The sequence below is a fragment of the Motiliproteus sediminis genome (assembly GCF_017912535.1).
GTDB classification, from domain to species: domain Bacteria; phylum Pseudomonadota; class Gammaproteobacteria; order Pseudomonadales; family Balneatricaceae; genus Motiliproteus; species Motiliproteus sediminis.
Genome location: NZ_JAERQK010000011.1, coordinates 56,446 through 72,703 on the forward strand (window position 1 = coordinate 56,446; position 16,258 = coordinate 72,703).

At 57.2% G+C, this 16,258-nt stretch carries 14 protein-coding genes; 7 read left to right on the plus strand and 7 right to left on the minus strand.

Annotated elements, in window-relative coordinates; all coding sequences use genetic code 11:
* Positions 1-380 precede the first annotated feature (380 nt).
* The 7 genes from JJQ76_RS15945 to rpmH form a co-directional block, all read right to left on the minus strand.
* Positions 381-614 carry a hypothetical protein gene (locus tag JJQ76_RS15945; RefSeq protein WP_210397926.1) on the minus strand — a complete coding sequence of 78 codons (234 nt, stop codon included), beginning with the start codon at positions 612-614 and terminating at the stop codon, positions 381-383.
* Between the two features lie 62 nt (positions 615-676).
* Positions 677-1,423, minus strand: a complete 747-nt coding sequence (locus JJQ76_RS15950; protein WP_210397927.1) for an RES family NAD+ phosphorylase — start codon at positions 1,421-1,423, stop codon at positions 677-679.
* Positions 1,410-1,760: an antitoxin Xre-like helix-turn-helix domain-containing protein gene (locus JJQ76_RS15955; RefSeq protein ID WP_210397928.1), complete on the minus strand. Its 351-nt coding sequence runs from the start codon at positions 1,758-1,760 to the stop codon at positions 1,410-1,412. Before JJQ76_RS15955 ends, JJQ76_RS15950 begins: the two co-directional genes overlap by 14 nt.
* Before the next feature lie 135 nt (positions 1,761-1,895).
* The gene (mnmE, locus tag JJQ76_RS15960) at positions 1,896-3,260 is read right to left on the minus strand and encodes a tRNA uridine-5-carboxymethylaminomethyl(34) synthesis GTPase MnmE (protein WP_210397929.1); all 1,365 of its coding nucleotides are present in this window, start codon (positions 3,258-3,260) and stop codon (positions 1,896-1,898) included.
* A 71-nt stretch (positions 3,261-3,331) separates the two neighbouring features.
* Positions 3,332-5,029, minus strand: coding sequence for a membrane protein insertase YidC (gene yidC / locus JJQ76_RS15965; protein WP_210397930.1), 1,698 nt, complete (start codon positions 5,027-5,029; stop codon positions 3,332-3,334).
* 89 nt (positions 5,030-5,118) lie between these two features.
* Positions 5,119-5,496, minus strand: a complete 378-nt coding sequence (rnpA, locus tag JJQ76_RS15970; RefSeq protein WP_210397931.1) for a ribonuclease P protein component — start codon at positions 5,494-5,496, stop codon at positions 5,119-5,121.
* A gap of 30 nt (positions 5,497-5,526) precedes the next feature.
* Positions 5,527-5,661: a 50S ribosomal protein L34 gene (rpmH, locus tag JJQ76_RS15975; RefSeq protein ID WP_210397932.1), complete on the minus strand. Its 135-nt coding sequence runs from the start codon at positions 5,659-5,661 to the stop codon at positions 5,527-5,529.
* Positions 5,662-6,100: 439 nt separating this feature from the next.
* Here rpmH and dnaA point away from each other — a divergent pair, with 439 nt between their 5' ends.
* The 7 genes from dnaA (at position 6,101) to JJQ76_RS16010 (ending at position 16,216) form a co-directional block, all read left to right on the plus strand.
* Positions 6,101-7,591, plus strand: coding sequence for a chromosomal replication initiator protein DnaA (gene dnaA / locus JJQ76_RS15980; protein WP_210397933.1), 1,491 nt, complete (start codon positions 6,101-6,103; stop codon positions 7,589-7,591).
* Positions 7,592-7,617: 26 nt separating this feature from the next.
* Positions 7,618-8,721 carry a DNA polymerase III subunit beta gene (dnaN, locus tag JJQ76_RS15985; protein WP_210397935.1) on the plus strand — a complete coding sequence of 368 codons (1,104 nt, stop codon included), beginning with the start codon at positions 7,618-7,620 and terminating at the stop codon, positions 8,719-8,721.
* 272 nt (positions 8,722-8,993) lie between these two features.
* The gene (gene recF, locus JJQ76_RS15990) at positions 8,994-10,094 is read left to right on the plus strand and encodes a DNA replication/repair protein RecF (RefSeq protein ID WP_210397937.1); all 1,101 of its coding nucleotides are present in this window, start codon (positions 8,994-8,996) and stop codon (positions 10,092-10,094) included.
* Between the two features lie 2 nt (positions 10,095-10,096).
* Positions 10,097-12,520: a DNA topoisomerase (ATP-hydrolyzing) subunit B gene (gene gyrB, locus JJQ76_RS15995; RefSeq protein ID WP_210397939.1), complete on the plus strand. Its 2,424-nt coding sequence runs from the start codon at positions 10,097-10,099 to the stop codon at positions 12,518-12,520.
* 215 nt (positions 12,521-12,735) lie between these two features.
* Entirely contained in the window at positions 12,736-13,479 is a 744-nt protein-coding gene (locus tag JJQ76_RS16000) for a fumarate reductase cytochrome b subunit (protein ID WP_281412024.1), read from the plus strand.
* Positions 13,476-15,446 carry a fumarate reductase flavoprotein subunit gene (locus JJQ76_RS16005; RefSeq protein ID WP_210397943.1) on the plus strand — a complete coding sequence of 657 codons (1,971 nt, stop codon included), beginning with the start codon at positions 13,476-13,478 and terminating at the stop codon, positions 15,444-15,446. Before JJQ76_RS16000 ends, JJQ76_RS16005 begins: the two co-directional genes overlap by 4 nt.
* Positions 15,443-16,216 (plus strand): fumarate reductase iron-sulfur subunit, encoded by a 774-nt coding sequence (locus JJQ76_RS16010; protein WP_210397945.1) that lies wholly within the window; start codon positions 15,443-15,445, stop codon positions 16,214-16,216. The genes JJQ76_RS16005 and JJQ76_RS16010 overlap by 4 nt, the downstream gene beginning before the upstream one ends.
* Positions 16,217-16,258: the final 42 nt, after the last annotated feature.

Below are 16,258 nucleotides of genomic sequence, written 5' to 3' on the forward strand. Positions count from 1 at the left end.
AGTATATCGGTTTGTCGAATCTTTAGAAATTCACTCGTTCTGTTGAACCTTAATGTTTAAGAAAGATGAAAGGGTATGAAGAAAGAAAGATGGTTATGGTGATTATGTTTAGCCCGACCATTTTCTGTGTATAACAACCAAAAACCTTTTTTTAACAGTATTTTGTGTGATTTAAAACTGTGGCTGAGGGGTGTATGCAGGGGGCGTGAAGGCTGTAGATAAGCTGGGCTCAACTAGCCACCTTATACACAGGTGATAATCATCCACAACCCACTCCTGCAGTTATCCCGCTGGAGTTATACAGTCTATGCACATGGTGCTGTGGATATGTTTTTTTCGAGTGACAGAACTTGTGGGTCTGTATTGGGGATAACTGGTGCTCAGTTGGTGCAGGTGGGGTTGGTGGCCTGGCGAAATCGTTCGAGCAGGGTGGTGGAATCAGGCTGGCGACTCAGCCAGGCGAGGGTTTGTTCATCGCTCATCAGGCGTTCTGCGGGACACCAGATTTCACGACGGGTGTAGGTCGAACTGCTGCTACGGTGCTGCAGTTGCCAGCGCGCGCTGGCACCACTGTGATGGCGTACCAGACGGGTTTGAGGATTAATTTCCAACATATCATTGCTCCTGTGTGCTGCTCGAAATTTGAGCGTCTCGGGCAGAGTAGAGCCTGTAGTTGTCAGAATGATGACAGTGCCGGAGGATCTGCGCTGCTAGGATTGGACCAGTGGTCAAACTGCAACAGACGTCCCTGGTGTGCCATCCACACGCCCTGCTTGCTGACTTCGCACAGCCATAACTGCTGCTCGCCCGGACGCGAGGCACCGATCTGTTCGGGATCAAGCAGTAGCAGGTTTAGTCCGAAATGAGGGCAGCAGCCGGAGGGGTATTCCCACCCGCTGATGCCGTGGTCACGGAGGACTACGGCCAGTTGCCTTGTCGGTTGCGGGTCGCTGCCGGTCAACAGATCACGTAGTCGCCGGAATGGCGGGTTCTGCAGCTGTGCTCCGGATGGACAGTGATAGCTCAAACTGAATGCAGTATGAAGACTACGCAAGGCCGCTGGTCGGGAGTTAGCTGGCAGCGCCTGCCAGAATCGGGAGCGGGCTGCGGCAACTTCTGCCAGCGCGGTTTCCAGTTCCAGCGATGCATAGAGCGCAGCGCCTTGGCGGGGCGGGTGAAAACGTCGCGGATGCGGCCAGCTGACTTGCTGCCAGGGGCTACGCAGTAAGGGGTCGAGGCGGCGGTCTGGCGATGTGGTTGAGCCCGATAACAGCCGTTCCAACGTTTGCAGCTCGGTCAGGTTGGTGGTCAATTCGGCACGAGCACGCTCGGCACCGGCGCAGGCTACACGCCAGGCCACGCCACTGAGGGTGACCGGGCGGATATCGGCCAGCAGTGATTGCCAGCTTTCACTGCTGGCCACAGTTACCTTCCAGATAATCGACCAGGCGCCCGAGCATCAGCGGGTCGGCTATCTGTTGTGCCGGTGTGCCGCCGGTGTCTTGATTGGGGCTGGTGAACCAGTGGCGGATCTGCGCTGGATCACCATGGCAGAGTTGGTACAGCGCCTGATAAGCGCGAATCAGCAGCAGGCTGAGTTCAGCCGCTTTGCTCGCCGGGTCAATGCCGCGATGAAGGCTGGTGCGATCACGTCCTATCACCTTACCGAGCTCTTCCTGGGTGAGACCTAACGATTTGGCCGCACGGCTGACCGTTTTGGCGAGCACCTGTGCGCTGTCGTCACGTGGAGGTAATGCCATGCGGTTTCTATCCCCTGGTGGTGGTTTTGGTGATGCGTGTGCATCATTTTATATTTAAATGTTGCGTTTTACACCGTTGATCTGAGGTGGATCGACCTCGCGGACGGGTCGATCCACCACTGGAATATTCGGGCTTTACTTGCCGATACAGAAAGAGCTGAAGATACGCCCCAGCAGGTCGTCGGTGGTGAAGGCGCCGGTGATCTCGTCCAGTGCCTGCTGGGCGTGGCGGAGATCTTCAGCCAGTAGTTCACCGGCGCCCAGATGCTGGAGCTGATGTTCGCCCTGACGGAGGAACTCGCGGCTGCGCTCGATGGCGTCGATATGGCGTCGGCGGGCCATAAAGCCGCCTTCACCGGTGTTGCGGTAGCCCATGCATTGTTTCAGGTGTTCGCGCAGCAGGTCGATCCCCTGCTGTTCGCGGGCGCTGAGGCGGATCAGGTGGCAGTCGTCCTGACTGTCGACGCCGACCGCTTCGCCGGATTGATCCACTTTGTTGCGAATCACCGTGACCTTGTCGTTACCGGGCAGGTGGCTCATGAAATCGGGCCACAACTGTTGCGGACGGGTTTCAGCGTTGGTAGTGGCATCGACCACCAGCAATACCCGATCCGCCTGGCGGATCTCCTCCCAGGCGCGCTCAATACCGATCCGCTCCACTTCGTCGGCCCCCTCGCGCAGGCCGGCGGTATCGATGATATGCAGTGGCATACCGTCAATATGGATATGCTCGCGCAGCACGTCGCGGGTGGTGCCGGCGATATCGGTGACGATCGCCGACTCTTTGCCCGCCAGCGCATTGAGCAGACTCGACTTACCGGCGTTGGGACGGCCGGCGATGACCACGTTCATCCCTTCTCGCAGCAGTGCGCCCTGGCACGCTTCGGCCAGCACCTGATCCAGATCAGCCAGAATGGCACCGAGGTCGGCGGCAACTTTGCCGTCGGCAAGAAAGTCGATCTCCTCTTCCGGAAAATCGATCGCTGCCTCGACGTAGATACGCAACTGGATCAGTCGTTCGACCAGAGCATGGATTCGACGGGAGAACTCACCTTGCAGCGAACGTAAGGCGGAGCGTGCGGCCTGCTCGGAGACGCTGTCGATCAGGTCGGCGATCGCTTCTGCCTGCGCCAGGTCGAGCTTATCGTTAAGGAAGGCGCGCTCGGAGAACTCCCCGGGGCGGGCCATACGCGCCCCCAGAGCGACAACTCGTCTGAGCAAGAGGTCCTGCAGCACCGGCCCCCCGTGGCCTTGAAGCTCCAGCACATCTTCGCCGGTAAACGAGTGAGGGCCGGGGAAATAGAGCGCAATGCCCTGATCGAGTTGGTCCCCCTGATCACCCAGGAAGGGCCCGTAGTGGGCATAGCGTGGGCGGGGTACCAGACCCAGCAGGGCTAGGGCGATGGCGGTGGCCTTGGGGCCGGATACTCGAATAATGCCGACCCCGCCTCGACCGGGCGCGGTCGCCAGTGCAGCGATGGTGTCGTTGTGTTGTTGCATGGCGGCTTAATCCTGCCCCGTTCGGATTAAAAAAGGCCCCCGCAGGAGCCTTTTCAGTGTAGTGCTTCCGCCTAGCTCCGCTTGGCGCTGGCCTCGGCTTCGATACGGCGGGTGATCACCCACTGTTGGGCGATGGAAAGCACGTTGTTGACCACCCAGTAGAGCACCAGACCGGCCGGGAACCAGAGGAAGAAGAAGGTGAACACAAACGGTAGCATCTTCATGATCTTGGCCTGCATGGGGTCCGGAGGCGTCGGGTTCAGCATCTGCTGCACAAACATGGTGGCACCCATCAGGATCGGCAGTACAAAGTAGGGGTCCATCACCGACAGGTCCTGAATCCACAGCATGAACGGTGCGTGACGCAGTTCGACACTTTCCAGCAGTACCCAGTAGAGCGCAATAAACACCGGCATCTGGATCAGGATCGGCAGGCAGCCGCCGAGCGGGTTGATCTTCTCTTTCTGGTACAGCTTCATCATCGCCTGGGACATCTTCTGGCGATCGTCGCCATACATCTCCTTCATGCGCTGCAGTTCGGGTGCAACGGCGCGCATCTTGGCCATGGAGTTGTAGGCTTTGGCAGACAGTGGGAAGAAGATCGCCTTGACCACCAGGGTAACCAGAATGATGGCCACGCCCCAGTTGTTGACGAAATCGTGGAACAGCTTCAGCAACCAGAACAGGGGCTGAGCGATCCACCATAGCCAGCCGAAGTCGACGGTGAGTTCCAGATTGGGGCCCACCTGTTCCAGACGCTCCTGCACCTTGGGACCTACATAAAGGTTGGCGCTGGTCACACCTTGCTGCCCTGGGGCGACGTTAAGGGTGGGAGAAACAAAACCGGCCAGGTAGTTGCCGCCACGCTCGCGGGCAAAGTAGTTATGGCTCTGCTCGGGATTGGGCACCCAGGCGCTGACAAAGTAATGCTGCAGCATTGCCACCCAACCGCCGGCGGATTTGGCGCCGAACTTGGCATCGTCAACGTCGTCAAAGCTGTACTTGAGGTACTTTTCGCTTTCGGTGGAGAATGCCGGACCTAGATAGGACTGCATGCCCATGCTGGTTTGCGTCGACGGATCTGCGGTGCGGTCCCGCTTGAGTTGACCAAACAGGTTGCCCTGCCATGGCTGATCGCTCTGGTTATCAATCAGGTAGGACACCTTGACCAGATAATCGCCACGACTGAATTCGAACCGTTTGGTGATCACCACGCCGCTGTCTTGCTGCAGCGTGAGGTCAACCGTCAGGTTATCCTGACCCTCAGCCAGGCTATAGCTGGCTGCAGCACTCTGGTAGCGCGGGCGGGTAGCACTGTTGTCCGGACCGTTGGCTCCGGTGAGTCCGCTTTGAGCAGTGTAGACGCGGCTGTCGTTCTGCTCCAGCAGGACGAAGCTCTGGCCGGTGCTGAGCAGAGCCAGATGCTGCGGCAGCGCAGCCTGGATGATGTCGCCGCCGTAAGGGTCGATCAGCAATTCCAGAGTGTCGGTGGTAACCGCGATCAGACCGTTGTTGCTGTGGCCAGCGGTTGATCCGGCTACCGGCAGGGCGCTGTCGCCAGGCGCAGCTACAGGTGCTGCACTGGGGATATCCTCTGCTGCCGGTGCCGCCTGATCGTTAGCGCTGATATCGGGGGCGGCCGAGTATGAGGAGACGGGGGTCGTTGCTACCGGAGCGTTGGTGTTACCGTAATCCTGATTCCATTGGAGAACCAGCAAGTAAGAGATCACTGCCAGCGCGCCGATCAGGACAATACGTTGGATATCCATGCGTCAATCTGCCGATGCCATTAATGGGTTGGTGTTAAAGCATGCGTAGTCTGCCTTCTTTGCCGGCAAACGGCAAAACTAGATGCCGGTTAAGAGGCGTTCGTCCGATACCTTGCGTGGTACTTGCGCAACCGCTTCCAACTCTGTTGCAGCAGCTGGTCTAAGGCCGGATTATCCAGTTTACCCAGGCCGGGGCGGGCCAGTACCACAATATCCAGGTCAGGCAGTTCATGTTGCAGCAGGCGAAAGGATTCGCGAATCAGGCGTTTGACCCTATTTCGCTGAGTTGCGAGCCGAACATGCTTTTTGGCGATGACCAGGCCGACTCGGGGACGGGAAAGCTGGTTTGGGCATGCAAGGATAAGCAGGTGCTTATCCGATACTTTAACTTTGGCGCCATTGAAGACCGTTCGGTAATCCCCGGCGTTCAGTAGTCGTGAACACCGGGGAAACGCGAAATCGGTCATCTATGACAAGTTGCCAAATCACTGCGCCAATCAGGCGGCCAGTGACTTACGGCCTTTCGCGCGACGAGCAGCCAGTACCTGACGGCCGTTCTTGGTAGCCATGCGAGCACGGAAACCATGAGTGCGCTTGCGCTTGAGAACGCTGGGTTGGAAAGTTCTTTTCATCACTCAGTCCTACGTTATTTAGGGAGGCAGACTCCCCACCTCGTTAAAACAAGAGCGGAATTGTAGAGATTTCATTCCCTGACTGCAAACAATTGTGAGACTTTCGCCAACTCGGGTTAGCTGTCCGCGATGGTGCTTTTTCAGCCTGAAGAGTGCGCGTTAGTAATTATTAGGGGCGATTAAATTCGTGGATAAGTGATTTTTATAGCTAAATATCAATAACTAAGTCTGTGATTAAAGTTGTATAAAAGGCTGTGTTCAGGTTGGTGATAAGCTACGCCTGCCAGAGCGGTCTGCGCGCAGCAATAACGCGTTATTTGGGCAAATCTCAAGGGCGTTGACAGAGAAAAAATTGGGAATGCGGTCGTTATACCTGTGGATAACCGCACGCCTAATCGCTAGAATGCTCTGAATTTGTTACAGGAGTTCCCCCCAGACGATGGCCGTCGAACTTTGGCAGCAGTGCCTCGGGTATCTTCAGGAAGAGTTTTCTTCCCAGCAGTTCAATACCTGGATCCGCCCCCTCAAGGCTGAAGCCTCCGAGGGTGATCGGCTGCGCCTGCTTGCGCCTAATCGCTTCGTGATGGACTGGGTGTCGGACAAGTATCTCAATCGAATCAAAGAGCTGTTGTCAGAGCATGGCGACGGCGTGGTGAGCGAAGTCGTGCTGGAGGTGGGCGGCAAAACCTTGCGTCAGTCTTCCCGCGCGGTTCACACCCTCAACAGCAGCCGAATGGGGTCTTCCACACCGCTGACTACCCGGGTACCGGCGATTCCGGCGGTAGTTGAACCCGAGCCCCCGGTACAGCCGGATCTGCTGCGGCGAGAGTCACGCACGACACCGGCCATAAAAAAGAAGGACGGGAAAAAGAAAGAGCGACAGATTGAGGTTGAAGGCGGCATCCGCCACCAGACCCACCTGAACAACCTGTTTACTTTCGAAACCTTCGTTCAGGGCAAATCCAATCAGTTGGCACTGGCTGCAGCACAGCAGGTGGCCGAAAACCCTGGTGGTGCGTATAACCCGCTCTTTATATACGGCGGGGTGGGCTTGGGTAAAACCCACCTGATGCATGCCGTGGGCGCCGCGATGCTTAAGCGCAATCCCAACGCCAAGATCGTTTACCTGCATTCCGAGCGTTTTGTGGCCGACATGGTCAAGGCGTTGCAGCTTAACGCGATCAACGACTTCAAGCGCTACTACCGCAACGTCGACGCCTTGTTGATCGATGATATCCAGTTTTTTGCCAATAAGGATCGCTCCCAGGAGGAGTTTTTCCATACCTTTAACGCGTTGCTTGAAGGTGGGCAGCAGATGATTCTGACCTGTGACCGCTACCCGAAAGAGATCAACGGTCTGGAGGATCGCCTGAAATCGCGCTTTGGATGGGGCTTGACCGTGGCGGTAGAACCGCCGGAGCTGGAAACCCGGGTGGCGATTCTGATGAAGAAAGCGGAGGAGGCACGTATCCGTCTGCCCCACGACGCGGCTTTTTTCATTGCGCAGAAGATCCGCTCCAACGTACGCGAGCTCGAAGGGGCACTGAAACGCGTGATAGCGAATGCTCACTTCACCGGTAGTCGGATTACCACCGACTTTATCCGCGAGTCGCTGAAAGATCTGTTGGCGCTGCAGGATAAACTGGTCAGCATCGATAACATCCAGCGCGTGGTGGCTGAATACTACAAGATCAAGGTGGCGGACCTGCTCTCCAAACGTCGCAGCCGCTCCGTGGCGCGACCGCGTCAGGTGGCGATGGCGCTTTCTAAAGAGTTGACCAACCACAGCTTGCCGGAGATCGGTAACGCCTTTGGCGGACGGGATCACACAACGGTGTTGCATGCTTGTCGTAAGGTGGCAGAATTGCGTGAAACCGATACGGATATTCGCGAAGACTATAAAAACCTGTTGAGGCTGCTGTCCTCCTAAAGGGAACCTATTTTAAGGGTAGGATGATGAAATTTACGATCTCACGTGAAGCACTGTTGAAGCCCCTGCAGCTGGTAGGAGGAGTGGTGGAGCGTCGTCAGACGTTACCGGTACTCTCCAATATCCTGCTGGTGGTGGACGGTGACCAACTGTCGATGACCGGCACCGATCTGGAAGTGGAAATGATTGGCCGGGTGCAGCTCGACGGTCCCTGCGAGCCGGGCTCGATTACGGTGCCTGCGAAGAAATTGATGGATATCTGCAAGTCTCTGCCCGACAACGTGGATATCGATCTGGCGGTCACCGGGCAAAAGGTGACGATCAAGGGCGGACGCAGCCGCTTCACCTTGTCCAGCCTGCCGGCTTCTGACTTCCCCAATGTGGAGGACAGCCCTGAAACTCTCGAGATCTTGATTCCGCAGCAGCGCCTCCGCCACCTGATCGAGCGCACCAGCTTTGCCATGGCGCAGCAGGATGTGCGCTACTACCTCAACGGTATGCTGCTGGAACTGAAAGACAACGAACTGCGCACCGTGGCGACCGATGGGCACCGCTTGGCCACCTCGGTGTGTGAGGTCGAGGCCGATATCAGCGATCGCCTGCAGGTGATTGTGCCGCGCAAGGGGATTATCGAGCTGGGCCGTTTGCTGGAAGACAGCGACGCTGCAGCGCGATTGGTGGTAGGCAGTAACCATATCCGCGTCAATACCGGGACCTTCGTTTTCACCTCCAAGCTGGTCGATGGCAAGTTCCCGGATTATGAGCGCGTGATACCCCGTGGCGGCGACAAGCTGGTGATCGCTGATCGGCAGGAACTGCGGCAGGTGCTGACCCGTATCGCTATCCTCTCCAATGAGAAGTACCGTGGTGTGCGTTTGTCACTCACCGAGGGTTATCTTCAGGTTACGGCCAACAATCCGGAGCAGGAAGAGGCCGAGGAAACTCTGCAAGTGGATTATCAGGGCCCGGCGATGGAGATCGGCTTCAACGTTAACTACCTGTTGGATGCACTGTCGATCCTCAATGAAGAGATGGTCCGGCTGTCGATGCTGGATCCAAACTCCAGTGCGCTGGTAGAGGCGGTCGATAGTGGCGATTCACTCTATGTGATCATGCCGATGCGGATGTGATAGCAACACCGATACCAAAGCCCCGCCTGACGGGGCTTTTTTATGCGCGCAGCCTAAGTACGGAGCGTTTTGCCAACGTCACTGACGACTTTGCTCAGACAGCATGATAGCCTGTGCGCAGCCGCTTCAGGCGGCGCGGTGTCCCTGTTTTGATGGCTACGAGAGCGGTTCGTGTTATTCAGTTTCTCTGCGGGAGATAACTCCATCCCTGATCGTCAGCGCGGCTCTCAACGCAGAGCGCGCGCTGCGGCCAACCGCATGGGGTGGCAGTGGTGAGCGTCACACGGTTAGATATTCATCATCTGCGTAATATCGCCTCGCTGCGGCTCGACTTGTCAGCCCAGACCAACCTGTTTCACGGCCCCAATGGCAGCGGTAAAACCAGTGTGCTAGAGGCCGTTCATCTGCTCAGTCTGGCGCGCTCGTTCCGCACCACTCAACACCGGCATTACATTACCAACCAGCAACCGCAATCCACACTGTTTGCGCAGATCGATGTTGATGGCACTCGGGTGCCGCTGGGATTCCAGCGCTGCAGCGATGGTGAGCTGAGCATCCGTGTCGACGGCGAGCGGGTGGATACCGTAACGTCATTGGCGGAGCAACTGCCGATACAGTTGATTAACGCGGATACCTTTCTGTTGCTTGAAGGCAGCCCGGCCATTCGTCGGCAGTATATCGACTGGGGTGGTTTTCACGCCGAACCGCGTTTTTTAGCGACCTGGAAGGCGGTCAGACGCTGCCTGAAACAGCGCAACAGCCTACTGAAACATGGTAGAATGGACCCCTCTGTGCGCGCCGCCTGGGACCAGGAGCTGGTGCGCCAGGCAGAAGCACTGGATAGCTACCGCGCCGCCTATCTGCAGGCCCTGATTCCCCGCTTCGAAAACCTGCTGGCCGAGCTGCTTCCGCTCGATTCGCTGGAGCTGCAGTATTACCGCGGCTGGGATCGCAAGAGCCCATTGGACGAGGTGTTGGCGGCAGGGCTGGAGCGGGATTGTCAGCAAGGTTTTACTCATGCCGGCCCGCAGCGCGCCGATCTGCGTTTCAAGATCGATGGCGCTGTCGCATCAGAGCGGTTGTCCCGGGGTCAGCAGAAGCTGGTGGTCAGCGCGCTAAAACTGGCGCAGGGCTTTTTGCTGCAGGAACAAAAAGGCCGGCGGTGCGTGTATCTGATTGATGACCTGCCGGCGGAACTGGACCGGAATCACCGGCAGCGACTATGCCGGCTGTTGGAACAGATGAATACTCAGGTGTTGATTACCAGCACCGATGCCGACGCTTTTGAGGGGTGTTGGCACACCGATACCGAAGTCCGGAGCTTTGAGATACGTCAGGGAGCTCTGGCCAAGAACCATGTCAACGGGAGTTGAGAATGAGTGACGGAAATAGCAACGCTTACGATTCATCCAGTATCAAGGTCCTCAAGGGCCTCGATGCGGTACGCAAGCGGCCTGGTATGTACATCGGTGACACCGATGATGGTACGGGTTTGCACCACATGGTCTTCGAGGTAGTCGATAACTCCATCGACGAAGCGCTGGCGGGTTACTGCTCGCAAATCGACGTTATCATCCACCCTGACGAAACTGTCAGCGTCGCCGACAACGGTCGCGGTATTCCCACCGATATTCACCCGGAGGAGGGCGTTTCCGCCGCAGAGGTGATCATGACCGTCCTGCATGCCGGCGGTAAGTTCGACGACAACACCTACAAGGTCTCGGGCGGTCTGCACGGTGTGGGTGTGTCGGTGGTCAACGCGCTGTCGAGTGAACTCAAGCTTACTATCCGACGCAGCGGCAAGGTCCATGAACAAACATATGTGGACGGGGTACCGACCGCGCCGCTGGCTATCGTCGGTGATACCACCACCACCGGCACCCGCTGCCATTTCAAGCCCTCTCCGGCGACCTTCTCCAACATCCATTTTCAGTACGACATTCTGGCCAAGCGCCTGCGTGAACTGTCATTCCTGAACTCAGGTGTTTGCATCAAGCTCACCGACGAGCGCAGTGGCAAGAGCGAAACCTTCATGTATGAAGGGGGCGTCAGTGCCTTTGTTAAGTACCTGAACCAGAACAAGAGCACCATCAACGAGGTGTTCCACTTTACCGAAGTCAACGAAGAGGGGATCGGCGTTGAGGTGTCGCTGCAGTGGAACGATGGTTATCAGGAAAGCATCCACTGCTTCACCAATAACATTCCCCAGCGTGATGGCGGTACTCACCTGTCGGGTTTCCGTGCTGCGCTGACGCGCTCGTTGAACATGTACATCGAGCAGGAGAGTGCCGCCAAAAAGAATAAGGTAGCCACCTCTGGCGATGACGCTCGTGAAGGTCTGACGGCGATCATCTCGGTCAAGGTGCCGGACCCCAAGTTCTCTTCTCAGACCAAGGACAAGCTGGTTTCTTCCGAGGTAAAAACCGCGGTAGAGCAGGCGATGTACAAACACCTGAGCGACTACCTGCTTGAGCATCCTGCCGAAGCCAAGAATATTGTCGGCAAAATGATTGATGCCGCCCGTGCCCGCGAGGCTGCGCGCAAAGCACGTGAGATGACCCGCCGCAAAGGCGCGCTGGATATCGCCGGCCTGCCGGGCAAGCTGGCCGACTGCCAGGAAAAAGACCCGGCACTGTCTGAACTTTATCTGGTGGAGGGTGACTCTGCGGGGGGATCGGCCAAGCAGGGGCGTAACCGCAAGACCCAGGCCATTCTGCCGCTTAAGGGCAAGATTCTTAATGTGGAGAAGGCGCGCTTTGACAAGATGCTGAGTTCGGCGGAGGTCGGCACCCTGATTACCGCCTTGGGCTGTGGCATCGGTCGTGAAGAGTTCAACCCGGACAAGCTGCGTTATCACAGCATCATCATCATGACTGATGCTGATGTGGATGGTTCGCACATCCGCACCCTGCTGCTGACGTTCTTCTTCCGGCAGATGCTGGAGCTGATCGAGCGTGGCCATGTTTTTATCGCCCAGCCGCCGCTATACAAGATCAAGAAGGGCAAACAGGAACAGTATCTCAAGGATGATGAGGCGATGGACAGCTTTATGATTCAGGCTGCGCTGGAGGATGCGCACCTGTACGTAAATCCCACCGCCCCGGCCATCAGTGGTACCGCACTGGAAAGCCTGATCAGTGAGTACCGCAGCGCTATGGCATTGATCGATCGCATCTCGCGTATCTATCCGGAAGATGCGCTGCAGCGCATCATCTACGCTCCGCGCCTGGAGGAAGAGGTGTTGAAAGATCGCTCTGCGGTAACCGCTTGGGTGCGCGATCTGGTTTCCACCATTGATGTTGAGCGCAGCCGTTCGACCTCGTTTGAGTCCGGAGTGTGTGAAGATAACGAGCGCGGCTTGTTCCTGCCGCAGGTAACGGTGATCGCCCACGGCGTGCCGCAGACCTATACCTTCGGGCTCGACTTTTTCCAGTCAGCTGAGTATCGCGCGCTGGTGAAACTGGGTGAAACCCTTACCGGCCTGATTGAAGAGGGCGCTTATGTCCGTCGGGGCGAGCGTAACAAGCCGATCCGCAAATTTGAGGAAGGGCTGGACTGGCTGATGCAGCAGGCCAAGCGCGGTTACAACATCCAGCGCTACAAAGGACTGGGTGAAATGAACCCCGAGCAGTTGTGGGAAACCACCATGGATCCGGAAACCCGGCGTATGCTGCAAGTGACCATTGAAGATGCTATTGCTGCCGACCAGATGTTCACCACGCTGATGGGTGATGAGGTGGAACCACGGCGCGCCTTTATCGAATCCAACGCACTGGCGGTGACCAACCTCGATATCTAGTCCCGGCCCAGCAGATGTAGCGGTTAGGTATAGACAAGCCCCTGTAAAAAGGGGCTTTTTTTTGCCTGAAATTATTGCTCAATGCAACCTGCATCGATGTCAATTTACGCTAGTCTTTAAGCATGAACCGGGCGTGAAAAGCGCTGCCTGACCCTTTAACCCTTTGGACTGCTCCTATGGATCCACTGCAATCGAGGTCTCACTTTGCCCGCGCTATGCCGGCCCGACTGGACATGATCCAGAGTGTTTCGGGATTAATATTGGCCCTGTTTATGTGGGTCCACTTGCTGCTGGTGGCCAGCATTCTGATCAGCAAGGATGCCATGTATTGGGTAGCAGGGGTGATGGAGGCGCGTTTTCTATCCGCAGATGGTCATGGTTATCCCTGGCTGGTGGCACTGTTTGCGCTGCTTATTCTGGTGGTCTTTATGGTTCACGGTTTGTTGGCGATGCGTAAGTTCCCCGCCAACTGGCGCCAGTGGCAGGCGCTCGACAGTCACATCCGACGGATGCAGCACGGTGACACGACCTTGTGGCGTTGGCAGGCAGTCACCGGTTTTATCATGTTTTTTCTCGGCTCAGCCCACCTCATTATCATGGCGATGGACGCGGATAAGATCGGTCCTCACCTGTCGGCGGACCGTTTTATCAGCGAGGGTTTATGGCCGATGTACCTGATACTGTTGTTGAGTGTCGAGATTCACGGTGTCACCGGGATGTACCGGCTAGCGGTTAAGTGGGGACTGTTTGACGGTGATGATCCCCGACGTACCCGGACACGACTGAAGCGGCTCAAGATCGCTTTGACGCTATTCTTTCTGGCACTGGGCCTGGCGACCTTTGCCGCTTACGTCAAAATCGGGTTGGAGCATGCGCCCCAGGCGGGTCAACGCTATCAGCCAGGATTGGATCAGAGTCTTGCTCCGGGAGTGCACTCCCCAGAGGGAAAACACGGATGAAAATAATCTATACCGACGCGCTGGTTATCGGCGGCGGTCTGGCGGGTTTACGGGTCGCCATCGCCGCACGACAAAGAGGGCTGGAGGCGATTGTACTGTCCCTGATTCCAGCGAAGCGATCCCACTCCGCGGCGGCGCAAGGAGGGATGCAAGCCAGTCTGGCCAGCGCGTTGAAGGGAGCGGGTGACAATGAAGATGTGCACTTTGCCGATACGGTGCGTGGCTCGGACTGGGGTGCGGATCAGCGAGTGGTGCGAATGTTCACCCACGTCGCTCCCAAAGCCGTGCGAGAACTCGCCCAATGGGGTGTTCCCTGGAACCGGGTCAAACGTGGGGATCGTCAGGCGGTGATCAACGGTCAGTCGGTCACGCTGAACGAGGCCGATGACGCCCACGGTTTGATCACTGCCCGTGCGTTTGGCGGAACCAACAAATGGCGGACTTGTTACACCTCCGACGGTACCGGCCATGCGATGCTGTATGCGGTCGATAACAAGGCGATTCATCTGGGTATCGCGGTGCATGAGCGCAAAGAAGCAATTGCCCTAATCCACGAGGGTGATCGCTGTTATGGTGCGGTGGTCAGGGATCTGATTACCGGCGAATTGATCGCCTACCTTGCCAAGGCGACCACCATCGCGACCGGCGGCTATGGTCGTTTGTATGCTGCCACCACCAACGCGGTGATCAGTGAAGGGATCGGTACTGGCATTGCCCTGGCAACCGGAAAAGTAACCTTGGGCAATATGGAGGCCGTGCAGTTTCATCCCACCGCTATTGTGCCCTCAGGAATTCTGACTACCGAAGGGTGCCGGGGTGACGGTGGACTGCTGCGCGACTGTGATGGTCATCGATTCATGCCGGACTACGAGCCCGATAAAGCGGAGCTGGCCAGCCGCGATGTGGTTTCCCGCCGCATGACGGAGCATATGCGCAAGGGTAAGGGAGCCGCCTCGCGTTATGGCGATCACTTGTGGCTGGATATTACCTTGTTGGGCAAGGCGCATATCGATAAGAACCTCCGTGAGGTGAAAGAGATCTGCCAGTATTTTCTTGGCATTGACCCGGTTAAAGAGTGGATACCGATCCGGCCGACGCAGCATTACTCCATGGGAGGGGTGAGGACCGGGCACAACGGTGAAACGCCGACGCTCAAAGGGTTGTTCGCAGTGGGCGAAGCGGCTTGTTGGGATCTGCACGGCTTCAACCGGCTGGGGGGGAACTCGGTGGCCGAGACGGTGGTGTCCGGAATGATCGTTGGCGAGTATGTGGCCGACCACTGTTACCGCGCCGACATCAATATCGATACCGCCACCGTGAATGCCTTTGTCACCCGGGAGCAGCGACGGATTGATCAGCTGCTACAGGGCGGGGAGGGTGAAAAGGTGTATGAACTCAGGCAGCGCATGCAGCAGGTGATGATGGACGCGGTCGGCATCTTCAGAAACGGTCCTGATCTGGAGCGGGCGATTGAGGAGCTGCAGCAACTGCTTCGCCGTAGCCGCAATCTGCGAGTCAGTCATCCGGTGTCTTCTGCCAACCCTGAGCTTGAGGCGGCGATTCGGTTGCCGCTGATGTTGAAGATGGCCTTGACGGTTGCCTGTGGCGCTTTCGCCCGCACCGAAAGTCGTGGTGCCCATGCCCGTGAAGACTTTCCGGAGCGCAACGACGCACAATGGCTGAAGCGGACTCTCAGTCGCTGGCCCGATCAGGATTCACTGCTGCCCGAACTGAGCTATGAAGCGATTGATGTGATGACGATGGAGTTACCACCGGGCTATCGTGGTTACGGCGAAGACAATGCCATCGCGCATGCGGATACGGAACGACGGCGGGCCGAGATCGAGCAGATTCGCCACGCGTCACCGGAGGCAGACCGGTTTGAGCTGCAACAAGCGGTTATGCCCTTTGAGTTGCCGGAGAAGTACCGGGGCAAGAATCAACGCATCGGAGTTGACTATCAATGAACGAAAACGCCATCCCCACCCGGTCGATCAGCGCCGATGATTGTGCTCAGGGACGTTTGTTAACCTTGAATATCATGCGCTATGACCCTCAGGTGAAAGGGGACTCGCCCCGCATGGTGAGTTATCAGTTGCGCGAAGCGCCCGGGATGACGCTTTTTATTGCCCTGAACGAGATCCGGGAACAGCAGGATCCGTCACTCAAGTTCGATTTTGTCTGCCGTGCGGGTATCTGTGGTTCCTGCTCCATGGTGATCAACGGTCGTCCGGGGTTGGCTTGCCGTACCTTAACCGCGGGATTCAGCGAACCTGTTATCACCTTGCTGCCGCTACCGGGTTTTGAGTTGATCGGGGATCTCTCGGTTAATACCGGCAGATTCATGCGGGAGTTGAGTGAGCGGATTGGCAGCTGGATCGAGGCTGCCCCGGCGGCTGAAACCATCGATCAGCTCGAAGCGCCGATGGAGCCCGAGCTGGCCGAGCAGATCTACGAACTTGACCGCTGCATCCAGTGTAGCTGTTGTATCGCTGCCTGTGGTACCCGACTGATGCGAGAAGATTTTGTCGGTGCGGTGGCGTTCATTCAGGTCGCACGCTTTCGCCTCGACCCCCGTGATCAACGCTCAGATGAGGAGTGGTATCAGATTATCGGCAACGACCAGGGTGTATTTGGCTGTATGAGTTTGCTCGGTTGTGAAGACTTGTGCCCTAAGGATCTGCCGCACCAAACCCAGATCGCCTTCCTGAGGCGGAAAATGGCCGGCGCCATTTAGCTCGCCCCCGGTTCATGTTTCACGTGAAACGTTGCGCTGTCT